At 72.2% G+C, this 17,809-nt stretch carries 17 protein-coding genes and 1 riboswitch; of the genes, 8 read left to right on the top strand and 9 right to left on the bottom strand.

The annotated features are described in order from the left end of the window. The first annotated feature begins 55 nt into the window (after nucleotides 1-55). Nucleotides 56-3,010 carry a BTAD domain-containing putative transcriptional regulator gene (locus AB0D94_RS06305; RefSeq protein ID WP_362046280.1) on the top strand — a complete coding sequence of 985 codons (2,955 nt, stop codon included), beginning with the start codon at nucleotides 56-58 and terminating at the stop codon, nucleotides 3,008-3,010. A 7-nt stretch (nucleotides 3,011-3,017) separates the two neighbouring features. Here the strand turns inward: AB0D94_RS06305 and AB0D94_RS06310 are convergent, their stop codons facing one another. Next, nucleotides 3,018-3,731 (bottom strand): flavodoxin family protein, encoded by a 714-nt coding sequence (locus AB0D94_RS06310; protein WP_362046283.1) that lies wholly within the window; start codon nucleotides 3,729-3,731, stop codon nucleotides 3,018-3,020. Nucleotides 3,732-3,793: 62 nt separating this feature from the next. Next, nucleotides 3,794-4,711: a methylglyoxal synthase gene (locus AB0D94_RS06315; protein WP_362046287.1), complete on the bottom strand. Its 918-nt coding sequence runs from the start codon at nucleotides 4,709-4,711 to the stop codon at nucleotides 3,794-3,796. 130 nt (nucleotides 4,712-4,841) lie between these two features. Continuing rightward, nucleotides 4,842-5,037, top strand: a riboswitch (cobalamin riboswitch). A gap of 28 nt (nucleotides 5,038-5,065) precedes the next feature. Here AB0D94_RS06315 and AB0D94_RS06320 point away from each other — a divergent pair. The 5 genes from AB0D94_RS06320 to AB0D94_RS06340 are packed head-to-tail and all read left to right on the top strand — an operon-like array spanning nucleotide 5,066 to nucleotide 8,328. Then, nucleotides 5,066-5,776 carry an energy-coupling factor ABC transporter permease gene (locus tag AB0D94_RS06320; RefSeq protein WP_362046290.1) on the top strand — a complete coding sequence of 237 codons (711 nt, stop codon included), beginning with the start codon at nucleotides 5,066-5,068 and terminating at the stop codon, nucleotides 5,774-5,776. Beyond that, complete coding sequence (locus AB0D94_RS06325) at nucleotides 5,773-6,141, top strand: energy-coupling factor ABC transporter substrate-binding protein (protein WP_362046293.1); 369 nt, start codon at nucleotides 5,773-5,775, stop codon at nucleotides 6,139-6,141. The genes AB0D94_RS06320 and AB0D94_RS06325 overlap by 4 nt, the downstream gene beginning before the upstream one ends. A 3-nt stretch (nucleotides 6,142-6,144) precedes the next feature. Next, nucleotides 6,145-6,894 carry a cobalt ECF transporter T component CbiQ gene (gene cbiQ / locus AB0D94_RS06330; protein ID WP_362046296.1) on the top strand — a complete coding sequence of 250 codons (750 nt, stop codon included), beginning with the start codon at nucleotides 6,145-6,147 and terminating at the stop codon, nucleotides 6,892-6,894. After that, the gene (locus AB0D94_RS06335) at nucleotides 6,891-7,712 is read left to right on the top strand and encodes an ATP-binding cassette domain-containing protein (RefSeq protein ID WP_362046299.1); all 822 of its coding nucleotides are present in this window, start codon (nucleotides 6,891-6,893) and stop codon (nucleotides 7,710-7,712) included. Before cbiQ ends, AB0D94_RS06335 begins: the two co-directional genes overlap by 4 nt. Before the next feature lie 55 nt (nucleotides 7,713-7,767). Beyond that, a complete protein-coding gene (locus AB0D94_RS06340; protein WP_362046302.1) occupies nucleotides 7,768-8,328 on the top strand; it encodes a PadR family transcriptional regulator in 561 nt (186 codons plus the stop codon). 139 nt (nucleotides 8,329-8,467) lie between these two features. On the opposite strand, the gene AB0D94_RS06345 is transcribed toward AB0D94_RS06340, so the two are convergent. Further along, on the bottom strand, nucleotides 8,468-8,680 hold the full coding sequence (locus AB0D94_RS06345) for an EF-hand domain-containing protein (protein ID WP_362046306.1): 213 nt from the start codon (nucleotides 8,678-8,680) through the stop codon (nucleotides 8,468-8,470). Between the two features lie 254 nt (nucleotides 8,681-8,934). Between AB0D94_RS06345 and AB0D94_RS06350 the strand changes: the two genes are divergently transcribed. Together AB0D94_RS06350 and AB0D94_RS06355 are read left to right on the top strand one after the other, a co-directional pair. Then, nucleotides 8,935-9,738, top strand: coding sequence for a tRNA-dependent cyclodipeptide synthase (locus AB0D94_RS06350; RefSeq protein WP_362046309.1), 804 nt, complete (start codon nucleotides 8,935-8,937; stop codon nucleotides 9,736-9,738). After that, complete coding sequence (locus tag AB0D94_RS06355; protein WP_362046312.1) at nucleotides 9,719-10,957, top strand: cytochrome P450; 1,239 nt, start codon at nucleotides 9,719-9,721, stop codon at nucleotides 10,955-10,957. Before AB0D94_RS06350 ends, AB0D94_RS06355 begins: the two co-directional genes overlap by 20 nt. Nucleotides 10,958-11,030: 73 nt before the next feature. Here the strand turns inward: AB0D94_RS06355 and AB0D94_RS06360 are convergent, their stop codons facing one another. From AB0D94_RS06360 to AB0D94_RS06385, 6 genes are all read right to left on the bottom strand, one after another. Further along, nucleotides 11,031-12,218 (bottom strand): YncE family protein, encoded by a 1,188-nt coding sequence (locus AB0D94_RS06360; RefSeq protein ID WP_362046316.1) that lies wholly within the window; start codon nucleotides 12,216-12,218, stop codon nucleotides 11,031-11,033. Next, nucleotides 12,215-13,012: a polysaccharide deacetylase family protein gene (locus AB0D94_RS06365; RefSeq protein WP_362046319.1), complete on the bottom strand. Its 798-nt coding sequence runs from the start codon at nucleotides 13,010-13,012 to the stop codon at nucleotides 12,215-12,217. Before AB0D94_RS06365 ends, AB0D94_RS06360 begins: the two co-directional genes overlap by 4 nt. A gap of 389 nt (nucleotides 13,013-13,401) precedes the next feature. Then, the gene (locus AB0D94_RS06370) at nucleotides 13,402-13,905 is read right to left on the bottom strand and encodes an ATP-binding protein (protein ID WP_266934163.1); all 504 of its coding nucleotides are present in this window, start codon (nucleotides 13,903-13,905) and stop codon (nucleotides 13,402-13,404) included. Between the two features lie 247 nt (nucleotides 13,906-14,152). Further along, nucleotides 14,153-14,920 (bottom strand): enoyl-CoA hydratase-related protein, encoded by a 768-nt coding sequence (locus AB0D94_RS06375; protein ID WP_362046324.1) that lies wholly within the window; start codon nucleotides 14,918-14,920, stop codon nucleotides 14,153-14,155. Between the two features lie 87 nt (nucleotides 14,921-15,007). Next, nucleotides 15,008-16,225, bottom strand: a complete 1,218-nt coding sequence (locus tag AB0D94_RS06380; protein ID WP_362046491.1) for an Ig-like domain-containing protein — start codon at nucleotides 16,223-16,225, stop codon at nucleotides 15,008-15,010. Nucleotides 16,226-16,426: 201 nt separating this feature from the next. Continuing rightward, nucleotides 16,427-17,623 (bottom strand): Ig-like domain-containing protein, encoded by a 1,197-nt coding sequence (locus AB0D94_RS06385; RefSeq protein ID WP_362046327.1) that lies wholly within the window; start codon nucleotides 17,621-17,623, stop codon nucleotides 16,427-16,429. Between the last annotated feature and the right edge of the window lie 186 nt (nucleotides 17,624-17,809).

Raw genomic sequence — 17,809 nt, forward strand, 5'->3', positions numbered from 1 at the left:
ACCGGCGGCCCATCCGCCGGCCATCCGTCCACCACGCAGTGCCGCGGAGTCCGCCATGGCCTTGGTCTTCTCCCTGCTGGGCCCGGTGCTCGTCACCCTGGACGACCGGCCGTTGGAGCTGGCCGGGCCGCGCGGGCGGCGCGTGCTGGCGGCGCTGGCGCTGGAGGCGGGCCGGGTGGTGCCGGCCGCCGGGCTGGCGCAGGCGGTGTGGGACGACCCGCCGGCCACGGCGCGGGAGCAGCTGCAGAACGCGGCGGGTGCGCTGCGGAGACGGCTCGCGGGCTCGGGCGCCTCCGTGAGCCGCACGGAGGCCGGCTTCGTCCTGGATCCCGGTCAAGCAGCTCTGGACGTACGGGAGTTCGCGCACCTGCGGTCGGCTGCGGAAGCCGCCGCCGACCCGGCCGAGGCGCGGCGGCTGCTCGGCGGGGCGCTGGAGCTGTGGCGGGGCCCCGTCGCGCTGGGCGGGCTGCGCGGGCGGATCTTCGAGTCGGCGGCGGCCCGGCTGGAGCAGGAGCGGCTCGACTGCGTGGAGCGGGCGCTGGCCGCGGATCTGGAGCTGGGCCGACACGCCCGGGTGTGCACCGAGCTGGCCGGGCTGACGGCCGAACACCCCTTACGGGAACGGCTGGTGGAGCTGCACATGCTGGCCCTGTACCGGTCGGGGCGGCGCGGGGAGGCGCTGGAGGCCTTCGACCGGGCCCGCCGGCACCTCGCCGGCCGGGCGGGCCTGGATCCCGGCCCGGAACTGCGGGCCCTGCACGCGGCGGTCCTCGCCGACGCCCCTGCACTGCGCGGGCCGCGGCCGGTACGGGTGCCGGCCGCACCGCACGGGACCGGCGACGCCCCGCTCTCGCGGGCCGAGCTGCACGGCACCGGCAGCGCCCCGCCCCCGCGGGCCGAACCGCCCCGAGGCCCCGCCGTCCCGGCCCAACTCCCCGCCCAGACCTTGGCGTTGGTCGGGCGGGAGAGCCAGGCCGGCACCCTGCGGCGCGGGCTGCGCGCCGCCGAGGGCGGCGTCTGCCTGGTCACCGGGCCGCCCGGCATCGGCAAGACCGCGCTCGCCCTGCGGGTCGCGCACGGCCTGCGCGAGGAGTTCCCCGACGGGCAGCTCTACGCCGACCTGCGCGGCGCCGACCCCACGGCGGCCGCGGACCCGGCGGAGGTCCTGGCGGGCTTCCTGCGCGGCCTCGGCGTGGACGGCCGGGCGGTGCCCGCGGACGCCGGGGAGCGCGGGGCCCTGTACCGCAGCCTGCTCGCGGGGCGTCGGGTGCTGGTGGTCCTGGACAACGCGGGCGGCGAGGCCCAGGTCGAACCCCTGCTCCCCGGGGCGGGCTGCGCCGTACTGGTCACCAGCAGGCACCGGCTGACCGGGCTCGACCTGCGGGTCGCCCTTGGCCTGCCGCTCCTGGACGAGCGGGACGCGCTCGGGCTCCTGGCGCACATCGCCGGGGCGCGGCGGGTGGCCGCCGAGGCGGAGGCGGCGCGGGAGCTGGTGCGGCTGTGCGGGCGGCTGCCGCTCGCCCTGCGGATCGTCGGGGCCGAACTGGCCGCGCTGCCGCACCGGGAACTGGCCCGGCTGGCGGCCCGGCTGGGCGACGAACGGGCCCGGCTGGACGTGCTCGACGGGGTGCGGGCCGGGCTGCGGCTCGGCTACCGCGCGCTCCCGGGCGAGGCCCGGGCCCTGCTGCGCGGGCTCGCCCTGCTCGACGCCCCGGACTGCGCGGCCTGGACGGCGGCGGCCGTGCTGGGGTGCCGCCTCGGCGCGGCGGAGGAGGCCCTGGACGCCCTGGTGGCGGCGCACCTGCTGGAGGTGGCCGGCCGGGACGAGGCGGGGCAGCAGCGCTACCGGATGCACGACCTGGTCCGCGCCTTCGGCCGGGAGCTCGCGGGGCCGCCGCGGGCCGAGCCGCTGCGCCGGGTGCTGTCCTGCTGGGTGGCGCTGGTGCGCGAGGGGCGGCGGGCCCACCAGGGCCTGGACTACCCCGGGCTCGGCGGCCGGACGGCCGCCCGCGTACCGGACCCGGCGGTGCTCGCGGGGCCGCGGGCCGAGCCGGTGCGCTGGCTGGGGGCGGAGCGGGAGGCGCTGGTGGCGACCGTACGGCAGGCCGCGCGGGTGGACCCATACGCCTGCTGGGAGCTCGCGGCGGCCGGGGAGTACCTCTTCGACCTGCGCAGCGACCTGGCCGGCTGGCAGACGGTCCAGGAGCTCGGGCTGGCCGCCGCGCGGGCCGCCGGGGACCGCACCGGGGAGGCGGTGATGCTGGTCGGGCTGGGCCGGCACCGGACCTGCCGCGAGGAGTGGGGGCCGGCCCGGGCCGTACTGACGGCCGGGGAGGCGCTGTTCGAGGAGCTCGGCGACGCGCACGGGGCGGCGTACGCGGGCTGGCTGCTCTCCTACCTGGACCGGATCCAGGGCCGGCTCGACGAGGCGATGCGGCGGTGCCGGCGGATCGCGGTGGTGTTCGAGGCGGCGGGCGACCGCTACGGCCAGGCCCACGCGCTGCGCGGCATCGGCCAGGTGCTGCTCGCCCGCGGCGAGGGCGGGCACGCCCTGCCGGTGCTGCGCGAGGCCCTGGCGGTGGCGGAGCTGGGCGGCGCGGCCTGGCCCCGGATGTGCATGCTCCGCTGGGTCGCCGACGCCCAGCGGACCCTCGGCCGGCTGGACGAGGCCGAGGCGGGCTTCCGGGAGGTCCTGGCCCACACCCGGGGCAGCGGCGACCTGGCCGGGCAGAGCGCGGCCCGCATCGGGCTCGGCCGGATCGCCCTGGACCGGGGGGAGGCGGCCGAGGCCCTGCGTCAGCTGCGGGCGGCGGACGAGCTGGGCCGCCGCTCGGGGCAGAGCCTGGTGCGGGCCCTGGCGGTGGAGCCGCTGGCGCGCGCCCTGCTGGCCTCGGGCGACGCGGCCGGGGCCCGGGCCGTACTGGAGGAGGCCCTCGCGAGCTGCCGCCGGATGGACGCACGGCCGCTGCTGGCGCGGCTGGAGTCGACGCTGGCGGAGGTGCCGGTGTAACGGGGCTTCAGCGGTGCTCGGGGTTGGGGAAGTCGAAGCGGCAGCCCGCGTCCCACAGCGAGCGCTGGTTGCCGTGCGCCGGGATGCCGCCGGAGCGTTTGAGCAGGGCGGCCAGGTGCATCAGGTTCCACGACATGAAGGCGGTGTTCCGGTTGGTGAAGTCGTTCTCGGGGCCGCCCGAGCCCGGGTCCAGGTAGGAGGGGCCGGGCCCGGCCTCGCCGATCCAGCCCGCGTCGGCCTGCGGCGGGATCGCGTAGCCCAGGTGCTGGAGGCTGTAGAGCACGTTCATGGCGCAGTGCTTGACGCCGTCCTCGTTGCCGGTGATCAGAGCGCCGCCCACGCGGCCGTAGTAGGCGTACTGGCCCTGCTCGTTCAGGATCGAGGAGCAGGCGTAGAGGCGTTCGACGACCTGCTTCATCACCGAGCTGTTGTCGCCGAGCCAGATGGGGCCGCAGAGCACCAGGATCTCGGCGTCCATGATCTGGCTGTAGAGGACCGGCCACTGGTCGCTCTCCCAGCCGTGCTCGGTCATGTCCGGCCAGACGCCCGTCGCGATGTCGTGGTCGACGGCGCGGATCAGGGAGGTCCGGGCACCGGCCGCCTCCATGACCGCCCGGCTCTTGTCGATCAGACCTTCGGTGTTGCTGGTCTCGGGCGAGCGCTTGAGCGTGCAGTTCACGTAGACGGCGGTCAGGTCGGAGTAGTCGTAGTCGGCAGCCACCCCCTCAGCCTGCGCAGCGTGGGGCGCGGACGCCAGCCGACCGCGCCCGCCCGTGGCACTCCCTAGAGGCTTTCGATCATCGCGTCCGCACTCGCCGCGTTCAGCGCGAGCCGGACGTCGGCCAGCGCCACGAGGCGGATCAGCGCGCGGACGTCGTCCCCGTGCGGGTGCGAGGCGAGCGGGTCGAAGAAGAAGACCAGCATGTCGATCTCACCCTGGGTGACGAGGGCCCCGATCTGCTGGTCGCCGCCGAGCGGGCCGCTGCGCAGCGGGGTGACGTCCAGACCGATCAGACGGTTGATCAGGGTGCCGGTGGTACCGGTGCCGTAGAGGCGGTGCGGCTTGAGGTCGGCGGCCCGGCGCTCCGTCCAGGCCAGCAGGTCGGCCTTGCGGGAGTCGTGGGCGACCAGGGCGATGCCGCGCGGGCGGTCGGGGCGGGCGCCCCCGCCGCTCAGCCAGCTGGGGTCGGCCAGCGGGAAGAGGTACACGGCTGCGGCGCGCAGTTCCTCGCGGCTGACGGACCCGTCGCCGTCGGCGTCGACGCTGTCGAAGGCCAGGGCGTCCGTGGCGCCGGACAGACCCGTCGCGCCGAAGATCCGCTCGTACTCCTCCCGGTCGATGCGGCCGTCGCCGTCCCGGTCGAGGGCGTCCGCGAGCGCGTCGAGGGCGCGCAGGGTGGAGGCGCGGAAGGAGGCGTCCCCGTCGAAGGCGTCACGGGCGGCTGCCGCGACGAACTCCTGCTCGCTGATGCGGCCGCCCCGGTCGGTGTCGGCGGCGGCCTGGAGCTGGGTCCACAGTTCCGCGTACACGTCGTACAGCGCGGCCCGGCGGCGGGTGTCCCCGGGCTCGGTGAGCTGCTCGGCCAGCCGTCCGGCGTAGGCGATCAGGTCCTCGCGGCCGAGCTGGCCGTCGCCGTCCAGGTCGTACGCGCGGAACAGCGCGGCGATGCGGGGCAGCCAGTCCTCGGCGGTCACGGACATGCGGAACTCCCTCGTCAGGTGCGGTTGTTGGTGCATATGGTAGCGGGTCGAACACGCACAGTGAGCGCAAGCGGAATCCGAGCTCCGCCGGCGGTTCCGAGGGTGGGTTGGTACCCGTCCGCGCGGCCGACTAGGGTCAGCGGGCCTTGGTGTTCGGGAAACCGGTGTGAAACCGGTGCGGCCCTCGCCACTGTGATCGGGAAGTCCGGCTCCACTCCTGCGGGAAGCCACTGGGCCCGCGCGGGAGACCGCACGGCCCCGGGAAGGCGGAGTCCGGGCATCAGTACCCGTGAGCCAGGAGACCGGCCGGGGCGCGTTGTCCATCCACGAGGTGCTGGAGAGGTCTCCCTACTCATGCATATTGCCGAGGGGTTTCTGCCCCCCTTGCACGCGGTCGCCTGGGGCGCCGCGTCCGCTCCCTTTGTCGTGCACGGCGTGCGCGCCCTCACCCGCGAGGTGAAGGCCAACCCGGAGAGCACCCTGCTCCTCGGCGCGTCCGGAGCGTTCACTTTCGTCCTGTCCGCCCTGAAGATCCCTTCGGTGACGGGCAGTTGCTCGCACCCCACCGGTACGGGGCTCGGGGCCATCCTGTTCCGGCCGCCGATCATGGCGGTGCTCGGCACCATCACCCTGCTCTTCCAGGCGCTGCTGCTGGCGCACGGCGGGCTCACCACCCTCGGCGCCAACGTCTTCTCGATGGCGATCGCCGGGCCCTGGGCGGGCTACGGCGTCTACCGGCTCCTGCGGAAGTTCGACCTGCCGCTGATGGTGACCGTCTTCTTCGGCGCCTTCTTCGCCGACCTGGTGACCTACTGCGTGACCTCCGTCCAGCTGGCGATGGCCTTCCCGGACGCGAGCAGCGGCTTCGTGGGCTCCCTGGAGAAGTTCGCGGGCATCTTCGCGGTCACCCAGATCCCGCTCGCCGTGAGCGAGGGGCTGCTGACCGTCCTCGTCGTACGGCTGCTGATGCAGTCCAGCAAGTCCGACATGGTGCGCCTCGGCGTCGCCAAGCTGACCGGGGGCAAGGCGAAGCAGGAGACCGACCAGGAAGCGGTGGCCCGATGACCAGGAACGCGAAGATCAACACCCTGCTGCTGCTCCTGGTGGCGGCGCTGGCCGTGCTCCCGCTCGCGCTGGGGCTCGGCGAGGGCAAGGAGGAGCCGTTCACGGGTGCGGACGCGCAGGCGGAAGCGGCGATCACCGAGCTGAAGCCGGACTACGAGCCGTGGTTCACACCGCTCTACGAGCCCCCCTCCGGCGAGATCGAGTCGGCGCTGTTCGCCCTCCAGGCGGCGCTCGGCGCGGGCGTGCTCGCGTACTACTTCGGAGTCCGCAAGGGCCGCCGCCAGGCCGCTGCCGCCGCGGCGGCCACGGCAGCCCCGGCCGCCGCCGCTCCGGCGGGTACGGCGGGCACCGCCGCGGAGTCGTAGGCGGTGCTGCCGATCGACGTGGCGGCGCACAGCAGCCGCTGGCGTCACCGCCATCCCCTGGAGAAGGCCCTGCTGGGGATCGGGCTGACCGTCACGGCGGTGTGCCTGCCGCCCTGGCCCGGCGGGCCGCTGGTCGCCGCCGCCACCCTGGCGGTGCTCCTCGGGCCCGCCGGGGTGTCCGGACGGCAGCTGTGGCGGGCCTTCCGGATCCCGCTCGGCTTCTGCTTCACCGGGGCGCTGCCGCTGCTGGTCTCGGTGGGCGGGCCGGCCGGGTTCGTGGTGCTCGCCCCGGACGGCCCCCGGCACGCGGCGGAACTGCTGCTGCGCACCTCGGCGGCCTCCCTCGGGGTGCTGCTGTTCGCCTTCACCACCCCGGTCTCGGACGTACTGCCCCGGCTGGTGCGGGCCGGGGTGCCGGCTCCCGTGGTGGACGTGGCCCTGGTCATGTACCGGATCGGGTTCCTGCTGCTGGACTCGATGGCCCAGATCCGCCGGGCCCAGGCGGCCCGTCTCGGGCAGCGCGGCCGGGCGGCGGTGTGGCGTTCGCTGGCAGGGCTGGCGGCGACCTCGTTCGTACGGGCCTTCGACCGTGCGGCGCGGCTCCAGGACGGGCTGGCCGGGCGCGGCTACGACGGCGCGCTGCGGGTGCTCGTACCGGAGGCGACGCTGTCCTGGCGGTTCCTGGCCGGCTCCGGCGCGCTGCTGACCGGCCTGGCCGTCCTGACCCTCGTACTGAAGGAGCTGTATCTGTGACCCCGTTGGTGGAACTGGTCGGCGCGGGCTACGCCTACGAGGACGGGCCGTCCGTGCTGTCCGGCGTGGACTTCGCCATCGAGGAGGGCCGCGCGCTGGTCCTGCTGGGCCGCAACGGCAGTGGCAAGACCACGCTGATGCGGCTGCTGAGCGGGGGTCTGCGGCCGGGTTCGGGTCAACTGCGGCTCGACGGAGCGGTGGTGGCGTACGACCGGAAGGGTCTGACCCGGCTGCGGACCGGCGTCCAGCTGGTGGTGCAGGACCCAGACGACCAGCTGTTCGCGGCCTCCGTCGAACAGGACGTGTCCTTCGGCCCGATGAACCTGGGCCTGCCCGCGCCGGAGGTCCGCCGGCGGGTCGACTCCGCCCTGACGTCGCTGGACATCACCGCGCTCCGGGATCGCCCGACGCACCTGCTGTCGTACGGGCAGCGCAAGCGCGCGGCGATCGCGGGGGCGGTGGCGATGGCTCCGCGCGTGCTGATCCTGGACGAGCCCACGGCCGGGCTGGACCCGGACGGGCAGGAGCGCCTGCTGGACGTGCTGGCGGGGCTGCGGGCGGACGGCACCACGGTGGTGATGGCCACCCACGACGTGGAGCTGGCGGTCCGCTGGGCCGACGACGCGGCGGTCCTCACCCCGTCGGGCATCCGGACGGGGGCGGCGCGGGACCTCCTGTCGGACCCGGAACTGCTCGCCTCGGCGGGCCTGCGCCAGGCCTGGTCCCCGGCGGTCACCGCGTTCCTGCGCGCCCACGGCTTCCTCGACGCGCACACCCCCGGTCCGCGCGTGCCGGAGGCGCTGGCCGCCTGGCGCTAGACCCTCCCCCGCGGGCGTCAGGGCCCGCCGGGACGGCACTCCCTAGGATGGCCGCATGTCGCTCCCGCACGCCATCCTCACCGCCCTCCTCGAGAAGCCCTCGTCGGGGCTGGAGCTGACCCGGCGCTTCGACAAGTCGATCGGGTACTTCTGGTCCTCCACGCACCAGCAGATCTACCGGGAGCTGGGCCGGCTGGAGGAGGCCGGGCTGATCCGGGAGCTGCCCAGCGAGGTGCCCGTCCGCGGGCAGAAGAAGGAGTACGAGGTGCTGCCCGACGGCAGCGCGGAGCTGGCGCGGTGGGTCGACGAGAGCCAGGACCCCAAACCGCTGCGCGACGCGCTGCTGCTGCGGATCCGCGCGGCGGCGGTCGTCGGGCCGCCCCGGCTCGGGCCCGAGCTGCGGCGCCATCTGGAGCTGCACCGGGAGCAGTTGGCGAAGTACGAGGCCATCGAGGCGAAGGACTTCCCGCCGGAGCGCGCCGCGGTGGAGGACCGGCTGCGCCGGCTCGTCCTGCACGGCGGGATCGCCCTGGAGACGTTCTGGCTGAGCTGGCTGGAGGAGGCCCTGGCGGAGGTCGAGGACATGACGCCGCCGGACGGCACCACGACGGCCTGACGCGCCCCCGCCCCGGGCAGGTGGGGCGACGGCGCGTGGGGCCGGACGTGGGGCCGGAGCGGGCCTGCTCGTTCAGCCGGACCCTGCTCGTTCAGGCGGGCCCTGCTCGTTCAGCCGGGCCCTACCTGTCCAGGCGGGCCTACTTGTTCAGGGAGGCCCAGAACTCGTCGAAGCTCAGCAGGCCGTCGCCGTTCGCGTCCTTCGCGGCGATGACGGCGTCCGCGACCGGGCCGGTGACGAACGGGTCGCCCATGGCCGCCAGGGCCGCCCGGAACTCGTCCGCCGTGACGAAGCCGTCACCGTTCACGTCGAACTTGCCGAACGTCGTCCGTGCGCTCTCGATGTCCGCCACTGGGTCCACCCCTTCTTGGTGCTTGTTGACCGGCTCAGGGTAGCGGCCTGCGCGGAGCTCCCCCGCCGCGGGTCCCGTTCGAGCGGCAGATAGAAATTCCATTACCCTTCCGTAATGCGGAAGCGATAATTCCAGCCAACAAATCCGGCCCGGACTTGTCACGCTCCGGCACCACGGCATAACGTACCGACATTGCCGCCACACCAGGAGCGCAGGGCTCCCAGGGACAAGCGGCAATGAGGGCGATCACACAGGTGACGATCACAGCCGACGCATCATTCGAAGTTCTGCCCTTCACCCGCACCTGCCGCCATATCTGGGAAGACGGCGACCATGTGCTCATCGGAGTGAGTCCTGGAAACAGCTACTTCAGCTCCGAGCGCATCACCGGTCTCGCCCAGTGGGCCACGACCCGCTTCGCGCAGGTCGACTTCGTCTACGCAGACCTCCACGTGGACCGGATGTTCGCCGCCTTCGGCTACACCCAGGAGCACGCGGAGAAGCGCGCCACGAAGGAGATCAAGGCGGTCCGGAGAAGGATCCTCAAGGGCGTGGAACAATCAGGGACCTCACACGCCGAGATCCGCGTCAGAGCACTTTCGGAGTTCCAGGAGAACCCCGTCTACCAACTACTGCACCGGCGCGTACTGCATTTCCTGGAGACCGACGACGAATTCCGTAAGGGCTGCGAGAAAATGGCCCTGCACTTTGTCGGCTCCAAGTTGCCGGAAGGTGAATCCATCACTGCGGAGCAGTTGCAAGTCTGTTTCGATTACATGGCGGCCGAGCTGCCGTTCTTCGTGGACACCCCGAGCATTCTCGACGTGCCGTCCTCGGTGGCGGCCTACCACGTCAAGATGCCGCTGACGGATGTCCTCTTCGCACGCGGCGGGGGCCTGCGCGCGACCAGGAACCAGGCGTACGCCGTCGTACGGCCCGAGGCCGCCGAATCGGTGCGCGAGGTGCCCGAGCGCGGAGCGCCCGAGGGCACGGCACCACAGCACAGCGTGAACCACGTACCGACCGAAAGGATCGTCGATGAGCGTCGAGCAGCTTGAGGGCCGGGGGACTCAGGAGCAGCCGCTCCTCGACTTCCCGCTCTCGCGGCGCGGAGACGTGCTTCCGGAGGAGTGCGGCTGGCTCCGCGAGAAGGCCCCAGTCGCCAAGGTCCGTACCCTCACCGGGGATCCGGCCTGGCTGGTCAGCAGCTACGCGCTGGCCAAGCAGGTGCTGGAGGACGAGCGGTTCAGCCTCAAGGACACGGCGAACGCCGGGGTCCCGCGCCAGTACGCGCTGACGATCCCGCCCGAGGTCGTCAACAACATGGGCAACATCAACAGCGCCGGTCTGCGCAACGCGGTGATGAAGGCGCTCAACCCGCGCCAGAAGGGGCTCCAGGACCGGCTGCGCGCCATCGCCGGCGAGCTCATCGACCAGATCGTGGCCGAGGGCGGCCCGGCCGACCTCCGGGCGGGGTTCGCCGACCCCTTCTCGGCGGCGATGCACTGTCAGGTGCTCGGGGTGCCCTTCGAGGACTGGCGCCGGCTGATGTCGGGGCTGGACGTGGCCTTCATGACGGCGCGCGAGCCCTTCGCCGACTCCGCGCTCAACTGGTACAAAGACGTTGGCTACTTCGCCGACCAGCTGGGCGCCCAGCTCGCCCGGCCCGCCGAGGAGCGTACGGGGCTCCTCGGCAAGTTCGCCGAGCTGAAGGAGGCCGACCCCGAGTCGGCGCACCTGACCGACGACATGTTCGCCACGGTCGCCGTCTCGCTCTTCGGCGCGGGCGCGGTGTCCACCTCAGCCTTCCTCACCCTCGCGGTCCTCGCGCTGCTCCAGAAGCCCGAGCTCATCGGGTACCTGCGCGAGCACCCGGAGCGCATGGGCAAGGCCGTGGACGAACTGCTGCGCTGGAACCTGTCCGTCGGCGACGGCCTGCCGCGCATCGCCCTGGCGGACATCCAGCTCGGTGACGTCCTGGTGAAGGAGGGCGAGCTCGTCCTCGTCCTGCTGGAGGGGGCCAACTTCGACCCCGAGGCCTTCGAGAACCCGGACGTACTGGACCTGGAGCGCGAGAGCCCCCACGCCAACCTCGCCTTCGGCGCCGGCCGGCACTTCTGCCCGGCCTCCGCGCTGGGCCGGGCGCACGCCGAGATCGCCCTGGAGGTGCTGGTCGAGCGGCTGCCCGAGCTGCGGCTCGCGGTACCCGCGGAGAACCTCGTCTGGCGTACGGGCTTCATCAAGCGGCTTCCGGAGCGGCTCCCCGTCGCCTGGTAGTACGGCGGCGGCGAGCGTGTGCCGGTGTCCCGGGAGCTGTGCGAGCTCCCGGGGCACCGGCATACCCGGGCCGCTAGCGGAAGATGCCGGTGTGGCCGAGCGAGTAGCGGCCGGGCTGCGGGTACACGGCGAGGCCGTGCGGACCGCCGCCGACCGGGATGCGGGCGAGCTGCTTGCCCGTCACGGTGTCGATCGCGTAGACCTCGTCGTTGTAGCGGCCCGACAGCCACAGCACCTTGCCGTCGGCGGAGACGCCGCCCATGTCGGGGCTGCCGCCGTCCGGCAGCTCCCACTTCTTGGTCAGCTTGTTCTGCGGGAAGTTGAAGACGGAGACCGTGCCCTCGCCCCGGTTGGACACGTACATCTCCTTGGAGTCACGGCTCACGTACAGACCGTGGCAGCCCTTTCCGGTGGGCAGCAGCTTGGGGGTCTCGAAGGTGTCGCCGCTGAGCACCCACATCCCGTGCGCCATCATGTCCGCGACATAGAAGGTCTTTCCGTCGGGCGAGACCTTGACGTCCTGCGGCATCGCGCCCTCGAAAGGCAGTTTCTGCTGCCCGACGACCTCCATCCGCTCGGTGTCGACCTTGAGCAGTTCGCCCGAGAACTCGCAGCTCACGATGAAGTACCGGCCGTCGGCGGAGAAGTCGGCGTGATTGACGCCGAAGCAGCTCACGGGAACGGTCTTCACCCGGTCCATGGTGTGCGGGTCGCGGAAGACCAGCTCTTTGTCGAGCGAGGCCATGACGATCGCGTACTTGCCGTTCGGCGTGAAGTAGAGGTTGTACGGGTCGTGCACCTCGACGGGCTTTCCGGCCTCGCCGGTGGCCGGGTTGATGGGGGTGAGCGTGTGGCCGCGGTTGTTGTTGACCCACAGCGTCTTCATGTCCCAGGAGGGGACCACGTGCTGGGGCTGGATGCCGACCGGGATGGTGTCGATGACCTGGTAGGTCACCGGGTCGATGACGGACACCGTGTTGGAGTTGGTGTTCGGGACGTAGACGCGGGACGGGAAGTCCTTGACCACCGGGGAGAGCTGGTTGGGCCGGTCCGCCGCGTACACGTCGTGCGGATCGAGGAGCGGGGGCATGCCGGGCAGTCCGGGCGGGGCCGCCGGGACCACCTTGACGGGCTTGGCCGGGCCCTTGGTGCCGAGTGCCTCGGCGGGTCCCTTGTCGGCTGATCCGCAGCCGGCCAGGGCGGCGAGGACCAGACCGGCGAGCAGCACGGTGGCCTTCCGGGGAAGGCGGATGGTCGTCATGGCGTCAGCAGCTCCGTGGTGGTCACCGCGCGCAGTTCGCGGCGCGCGAGTTCTTCGAGGAGGGGCGGCATCGCGTCGACCGTGTCCGCGTAGCCGAAGTGCAGGCTCACCACCGATCCGCTGCGGATCGTCCCGGTGACGGTGCGGATGACGGCCGCGGCACCGGGCGAGGTGAAGTCGAGTGAGTCCACGTCGTACGAGAGGACGTGCGGGTAGCCCGCGCGCTGGGCCAGCTTCTGGACGAGCGGGGTCGCGTACTGGGTCCGGGAGGGCCGGAACCAGGCGCCGATGGAGCCGGTGAGGCGCCGGAGCCGCTGGGCGCAGCCGGTGATCTCGGCGTAGGCCTCCGCCTCCGGCATGGTGTTGATCGAGAGGTGGCGCTGGGTGTGGTTGCCGAGCTCGTGGCCGCCGTCGAGGATCCGGCGGGCGAGCTCCGGGTGGGCGTCGAGCCAGCTGCCGATCGCCAGTACGGTGACCCGCGCGCCCGCTCTCTCGGCCTCGGCCAGGACCGACCGGGCGGTGGCGGGGTCCCCGTTGCCGTGGAAGGTGAGGGCGACCCGGGGCCGGTCGCGCGGACCGTGGCCGATCTCGACGGGCTGCCCGGCGAACCGGCGCGGCGCGGCCGGCGCCGCCTTGGCCGCCTTGGCCGGTCCGGCCGAGCCCGGGGGCGCGGCGGAGGGTGCGGAGGCGGGGCGGCCCGGTCCGCAGGCGGCGCTGAGAGCGGCCGCGGCGGCGCCGGCCGTGGCGAGACCGGTCGCGCGCAGGACCGTACGGCGGCCTGGATGTGAGAGCACTTGCCCATTTAAGGGGTGGATGACGCGGAAGGTAATGATTGACCCAATTCGGGACGTCTACCGGAAGGGGCCGAACGAGCGGCCTGACCGCTATGTGATCAACGATTCACACAGAGCGGTCGATATTTATTCATTGATTACCAGGCGAGTGGCCCATCTCACCTAGGATTTAGCTAGAAACTCTCACTATTTGCACACTTATGTCCGACTAGGGACTTTTGGCATTCGGGGCCACGTCTGCCATAGTCGGAACCACGACTTCCCCATTGACCCGAGCGAAGTCACCACGCCGAGGATCACACCCCAATCGATCCTCGGCGCACCCATGAAACCCCCGCGACGCCCCACCACGGCGACAGGGGGTTTCTGGCGTTCCGGGGCCGGGTCGCCTAGCGGTCGGCGACCCGCATCTCGAACCAGGTGATCTTTCCGCGGGGCAGCAGGTCCGCGCCCCAGCGGTCGGAGAGCTTGTCGACGAGGAAGAGCCCCCGGCCGGTGGTGTCCAGCTCGTGGACCGGCATCAGGCAGGGCAGCCCGCGCGAGGGATCGCGCACCTCTACGCGGATCCAGCCGCGCCGGCGCAGCATGCGTAAGCCGAAGGAGCGGGCCCCGGTGTGCCGGACCGCGTTGCCGACGAGTTCGGAGACCAGCAGGACGGCGTGCTCGGCGATCTGCGGCGAGAGGCCCCACATGCGGACCACCACGCACTGGGTGAGGCGGCGCGCGGTGCTGGCCGACTCGGGCTCGGACGGCAGGGTCACTTCCGCCTCGGCCGGGTTCCCGTACAACTCCAGTGCCTTGAGGCCCTGTTCGTCCTCAAGAGCCGCCGTGAGCCGTACGGCCGAAGCGCTGCTGCGCTGCCGCGGCTGTTCCACACCCTCCAGGCCCGCCATGCACCCATCATGGACGGCCGACCTGCCCGTCCGGGCAGTTCCGCGGGAAAACACCCCCCGGATTCAACGACTCCCGGGGGGTGTTCTGTCATATGCGTAAGGCAAGCGGAGGGCCTCGATACACAGGATGACCTGGTGTGACGCACCGCATTTCGGCGATCACCGTGAGTGGATCACCCATTCCCCTTAAGGCTCCCTTAAGGCCTGGCTAATCCACCCACAGGGAGGAACGCCGGCCGGCGCCCGATTAGAGGAACTTGGCCTTGCCCGGGCCCTCTTCGACGAAGCTGCGCATGCCGCGCTCACGGTCCTCGGTGGCGAACAGGCCCGCGAACCAGTTGCGTTCGATGGTCAGGCCGGTGTCGATGTCGGTCTCCAGGCCCGCGTCCACGCACTCCTTGGCGGCGCGCAGCGCGATCGCCGGACCCTGGGCCAGCTTCGCCGCCCAGGCGTGGGCCTGCTCGTACACCTCCGCGGCCGGTACGACCCGGTCGACCAGGCCCAGGGACAGCGCCTCGTCGGCCTTGACCATGCGCCCGGTGAAGATGAGGTCCTTGGCCTTGGACGGGCCGACGAGCCGGGACAGCCGCTGCGTGCCGCCCGCTCCCGGGATCAGGCCGAGCAGGATCTCGGGCTGGCCGAGCTTCGCGTTGTCGGCGGCGATCCGGAAGTCGGCGCACAGCGCGAGCTCGCAGCCGCCGCCCAGCGCGTAGCCGGTGACGGCCGCGACGACGGGCTTGGGGATGCGGGCCACGGCGGTGAAGGCGTCCTGCAGCCCGCGGGACCGGGCGATCATCGCCGCGTGGTCCATGGTCTGCATTTCCTTGATGTCCGCTCCGGCCGCGAACACCTTCTCGCCGCCGTAGATGACGACCGCGCGGACGTCGGACCGGTCGGTGGCCTCCACCGCGAGCTCGCGCAGCCGGTCCTGGGTGGCGATGTCCAGGGCGTTCATGGGCGGCCGGTCCAGGCGGAGGGTGCCGACGCCTTCGGAGACTTCGAGAGAGAGGGTCATACGGGCCAGGTTAGTGCCGGTTAACGGACAGCGGCCCGGTGCTGTGTGTCACAGCACCGGGCCGGCCGTACTACGGGGCGGGGAGGACTACTTGATCCACTCCGACCACGCCATGTTCCAGCCGTTGAGGCCGTTCTCCGGGGCGATCTGCTTGTCCTTGGAGTTCTTCACGACGACCACGTCGCCGATCAGCGACTCGTTGAAGAACCAGGCGGCGGGCTGGTTCCCGTCGCCGCCGCCGCGGGCGTCCTTCAGGCCGACGCAGCCGTGGCTGACGTTCTCCGAGCCGAACGTGCCGGAGGAGGCCCAGTAGTTGCCGTGGACGAAGGTGCCGGAGTTCGACAGCCGCATCGCGTGCGGGACGTCGGGGATGTCGTACTCGCCGCCGAAGCCGACGGTCGCGCCGTTCATCCGCGTCACCTTGTACTTCTCGCTGATGACCATCTGCCCGTTGTAGGTGGTCGTCGACGGGGCGCCCGCGGTGATCGGGACGGTCTTGAGCACCTGGCCGTCACGGACGACCTCCATCTGCTTGGTGCTCGCGTCGACCGTGGAGACCTGGGAGCGGCCGATGGTGAAGGTGACCGTACGGGTCTGCTTGCCGTAGACCCCGGGGCGGCCTTCGACTCCGTCGAGGGCGATCTTCACGGTGACCTTGGTGCCCGCGGCCCAGTAGTTCTCGGGGCGGAAGTCGAGGCGGTCGTTGCCGAACCAGTGGCCCTCGACCGGAACGGACGGCTCGGCCGTCACCGTGATGGCCTTCTCCACGGCCTCGGGGTTGGTGATCCCGCGCGTGAAGTTGATCGACACCGGCATGCCCACGCCGACGGTCGAACCGTCCTCGGGCGTGTAGTGGCCGATGAAGGTGTTCGTCGGGGTCAGGGTGGTGAAAGTGGTGTCCTTGGCGGACTCCCGGCCGGCCTCGTCCTTGGCGACCGCGTGCACCTTGTACTCGGTGGCGGAGGCCAGGTGGCGGGCGGGCTCCCAGCTCGCGCCGTCGTCGGCGATCTTGCCCTCGACCGCGTTGCCCTTGGTGTCGGCCACGGTCACGGTGGCCAGCTTGCCGCCGGTGGTGGATATCTTCAGGACGCCGCTCGTCGCGACCTCCTTGGCAACGTCGTCCGGCTTGATGCTGACCACGGCCTTGGACGCCTCGTTACCGGTCTGGCCGCCACCCCCGGCCTTGTCACCGCCACCGCTGCCACTGTTGCCGCCACCGCCGCTGCAGGCGGTGGTGAACAGCAGGGCCGCCCCCAGCAGGAGGGCCGGCAGGCCGGTGCGGCCGCGGCCGCGTATCGGCTGCAGGTTCACTCTTGTTCTCCCCATGTCCCCCGCGCGCGTGCAGTCGCGCGCTTGCCGACAGGTAATCACATGGGGACAACACGAATAGGCACGGTCTTGTCACCGTTCCGTCCCAAGTGCCGGAAGCGGGACGGGGCGGGGCGGAACGGGACACGGCGCCGCGCTCGCACGAGTCGCCCTTCCGGGCAGGGGGCGGCCCGCAGGTCAGGCGATGGCGGAGCCCGCCACCCAGTCCGTCCAGGACATGTTCCAGCCGCCCAGGCCGTTGTTCGGGGAGACCGTCTTGTCCTGCGAATTGACGACCTCCACCACGTCCCCGACCAGCGTGCGGTCGAAGAACCAGCCGGCCGGGGTGTCCGAGCCGCCGCCCTTGTCGTCGCGCAGGCCGACGCATCCGTGGCTCACGTTGGTGGTGCCGAAGGTGTCGGGGCTGGCCCAGTAGTTCCCGTGCAGGAAGGTGCCGGAGCTGGTGAGCCGCATGGCGTGCGGGACGTCGGGGATGTCGTACTCGCCGCCGAAGCCCACGGTCTGGCCGTTCATCCGGGTCACGTCGAAGAGCTCCATGACCACCATCTTCCCGTTGTACGTGGTGGTCTTCGGCGCCCCCGCGGTGATCGGCAGGGTCGACACCAGCTGTCCCTCCCGGCGGACCTCCATCGTGTGGTCGGCCGCGTCCACGGTGGAGATCTGGGAACGGCCGACGGTGAAGGTGACGGTCTTGTCCTGGATGCCGTACGAGCCGGCCGCGCCCTCGACGTCGCGCAGCTTCAGCCGCACCGTGACCACGGTGCCGGGCTTCCAGTACTGCTTCGGCCGGAAGTCGAGCCGCTCGTCGCCGAACCAGTGGCCGACCACCTCCACGGGCGGGCTGGAGGTGACGGTGATGGCCCGCTCCACCTCCGCGCGGCGCTCGATGGAGCGGTTGAAGCTGAAGGAGACGATCATGCCGGTGCCGACGGTCGAGCGGTTCTCGGGCTTGAAGTAGCCGATGAACCGCTCCTCGGGCACGTAGGTGGTGAAGGTGGTGTGGCGGGCCTGGCGGCGGTTGTGTCCGTCGAGGGCGACCGCGTCCACGGTGTACTTGGCCGCGAGCGCGAGCCGGCCCGCCGCCGGATCGGGGCTCCAGCTGAGCCCGTCGGCGGCGATGGCGCCGGGGACCTGCTCCTGCTGGGCGTCCTCCACCTTGGTGACCACCACCCGCTCCAGCCGGCCCTCGGGCACGCTGACCGTCAGCCGCCCGTCGGCCGGGACCCCCTTGGCGTTGTCGTCGGGGCTGATCCGGATGGCCTCCTCCGGCGAGCGGGGTTTTCCGGGCAGCTGGATCTCGACCGGCGATCCGCCGTCCTTGGTGCACCCGGCCAGGCCGCCCAGGAGGGCCGCCCATGCCGCCACGGCGGCCAAGCCCGCCCCTGCCCGCCTCGTCAGAAAAGTCACGAACCGTCCAACGACCGCGCCCCTCCGGGGGAAACGTGAGCGCGGCGTACGTTCCGGGCAGAACAGTCGGGGCAGAACAGTGGGAAGGACCACACGGGGGCAGGCCCGGGCCGGGACGCCGGGGCCGCACTCCCCTCCCCCTGCCGGTACCCA

Source organism: Streptomyces sp. NPDC048255 (genome assembly GCF_040652415.1).
Taxonomy (GTDB): Bacteria; Actinomycetota; Actinomycetes; order Streptomycetales; family Streptomycetaceae; genus Streptomyces.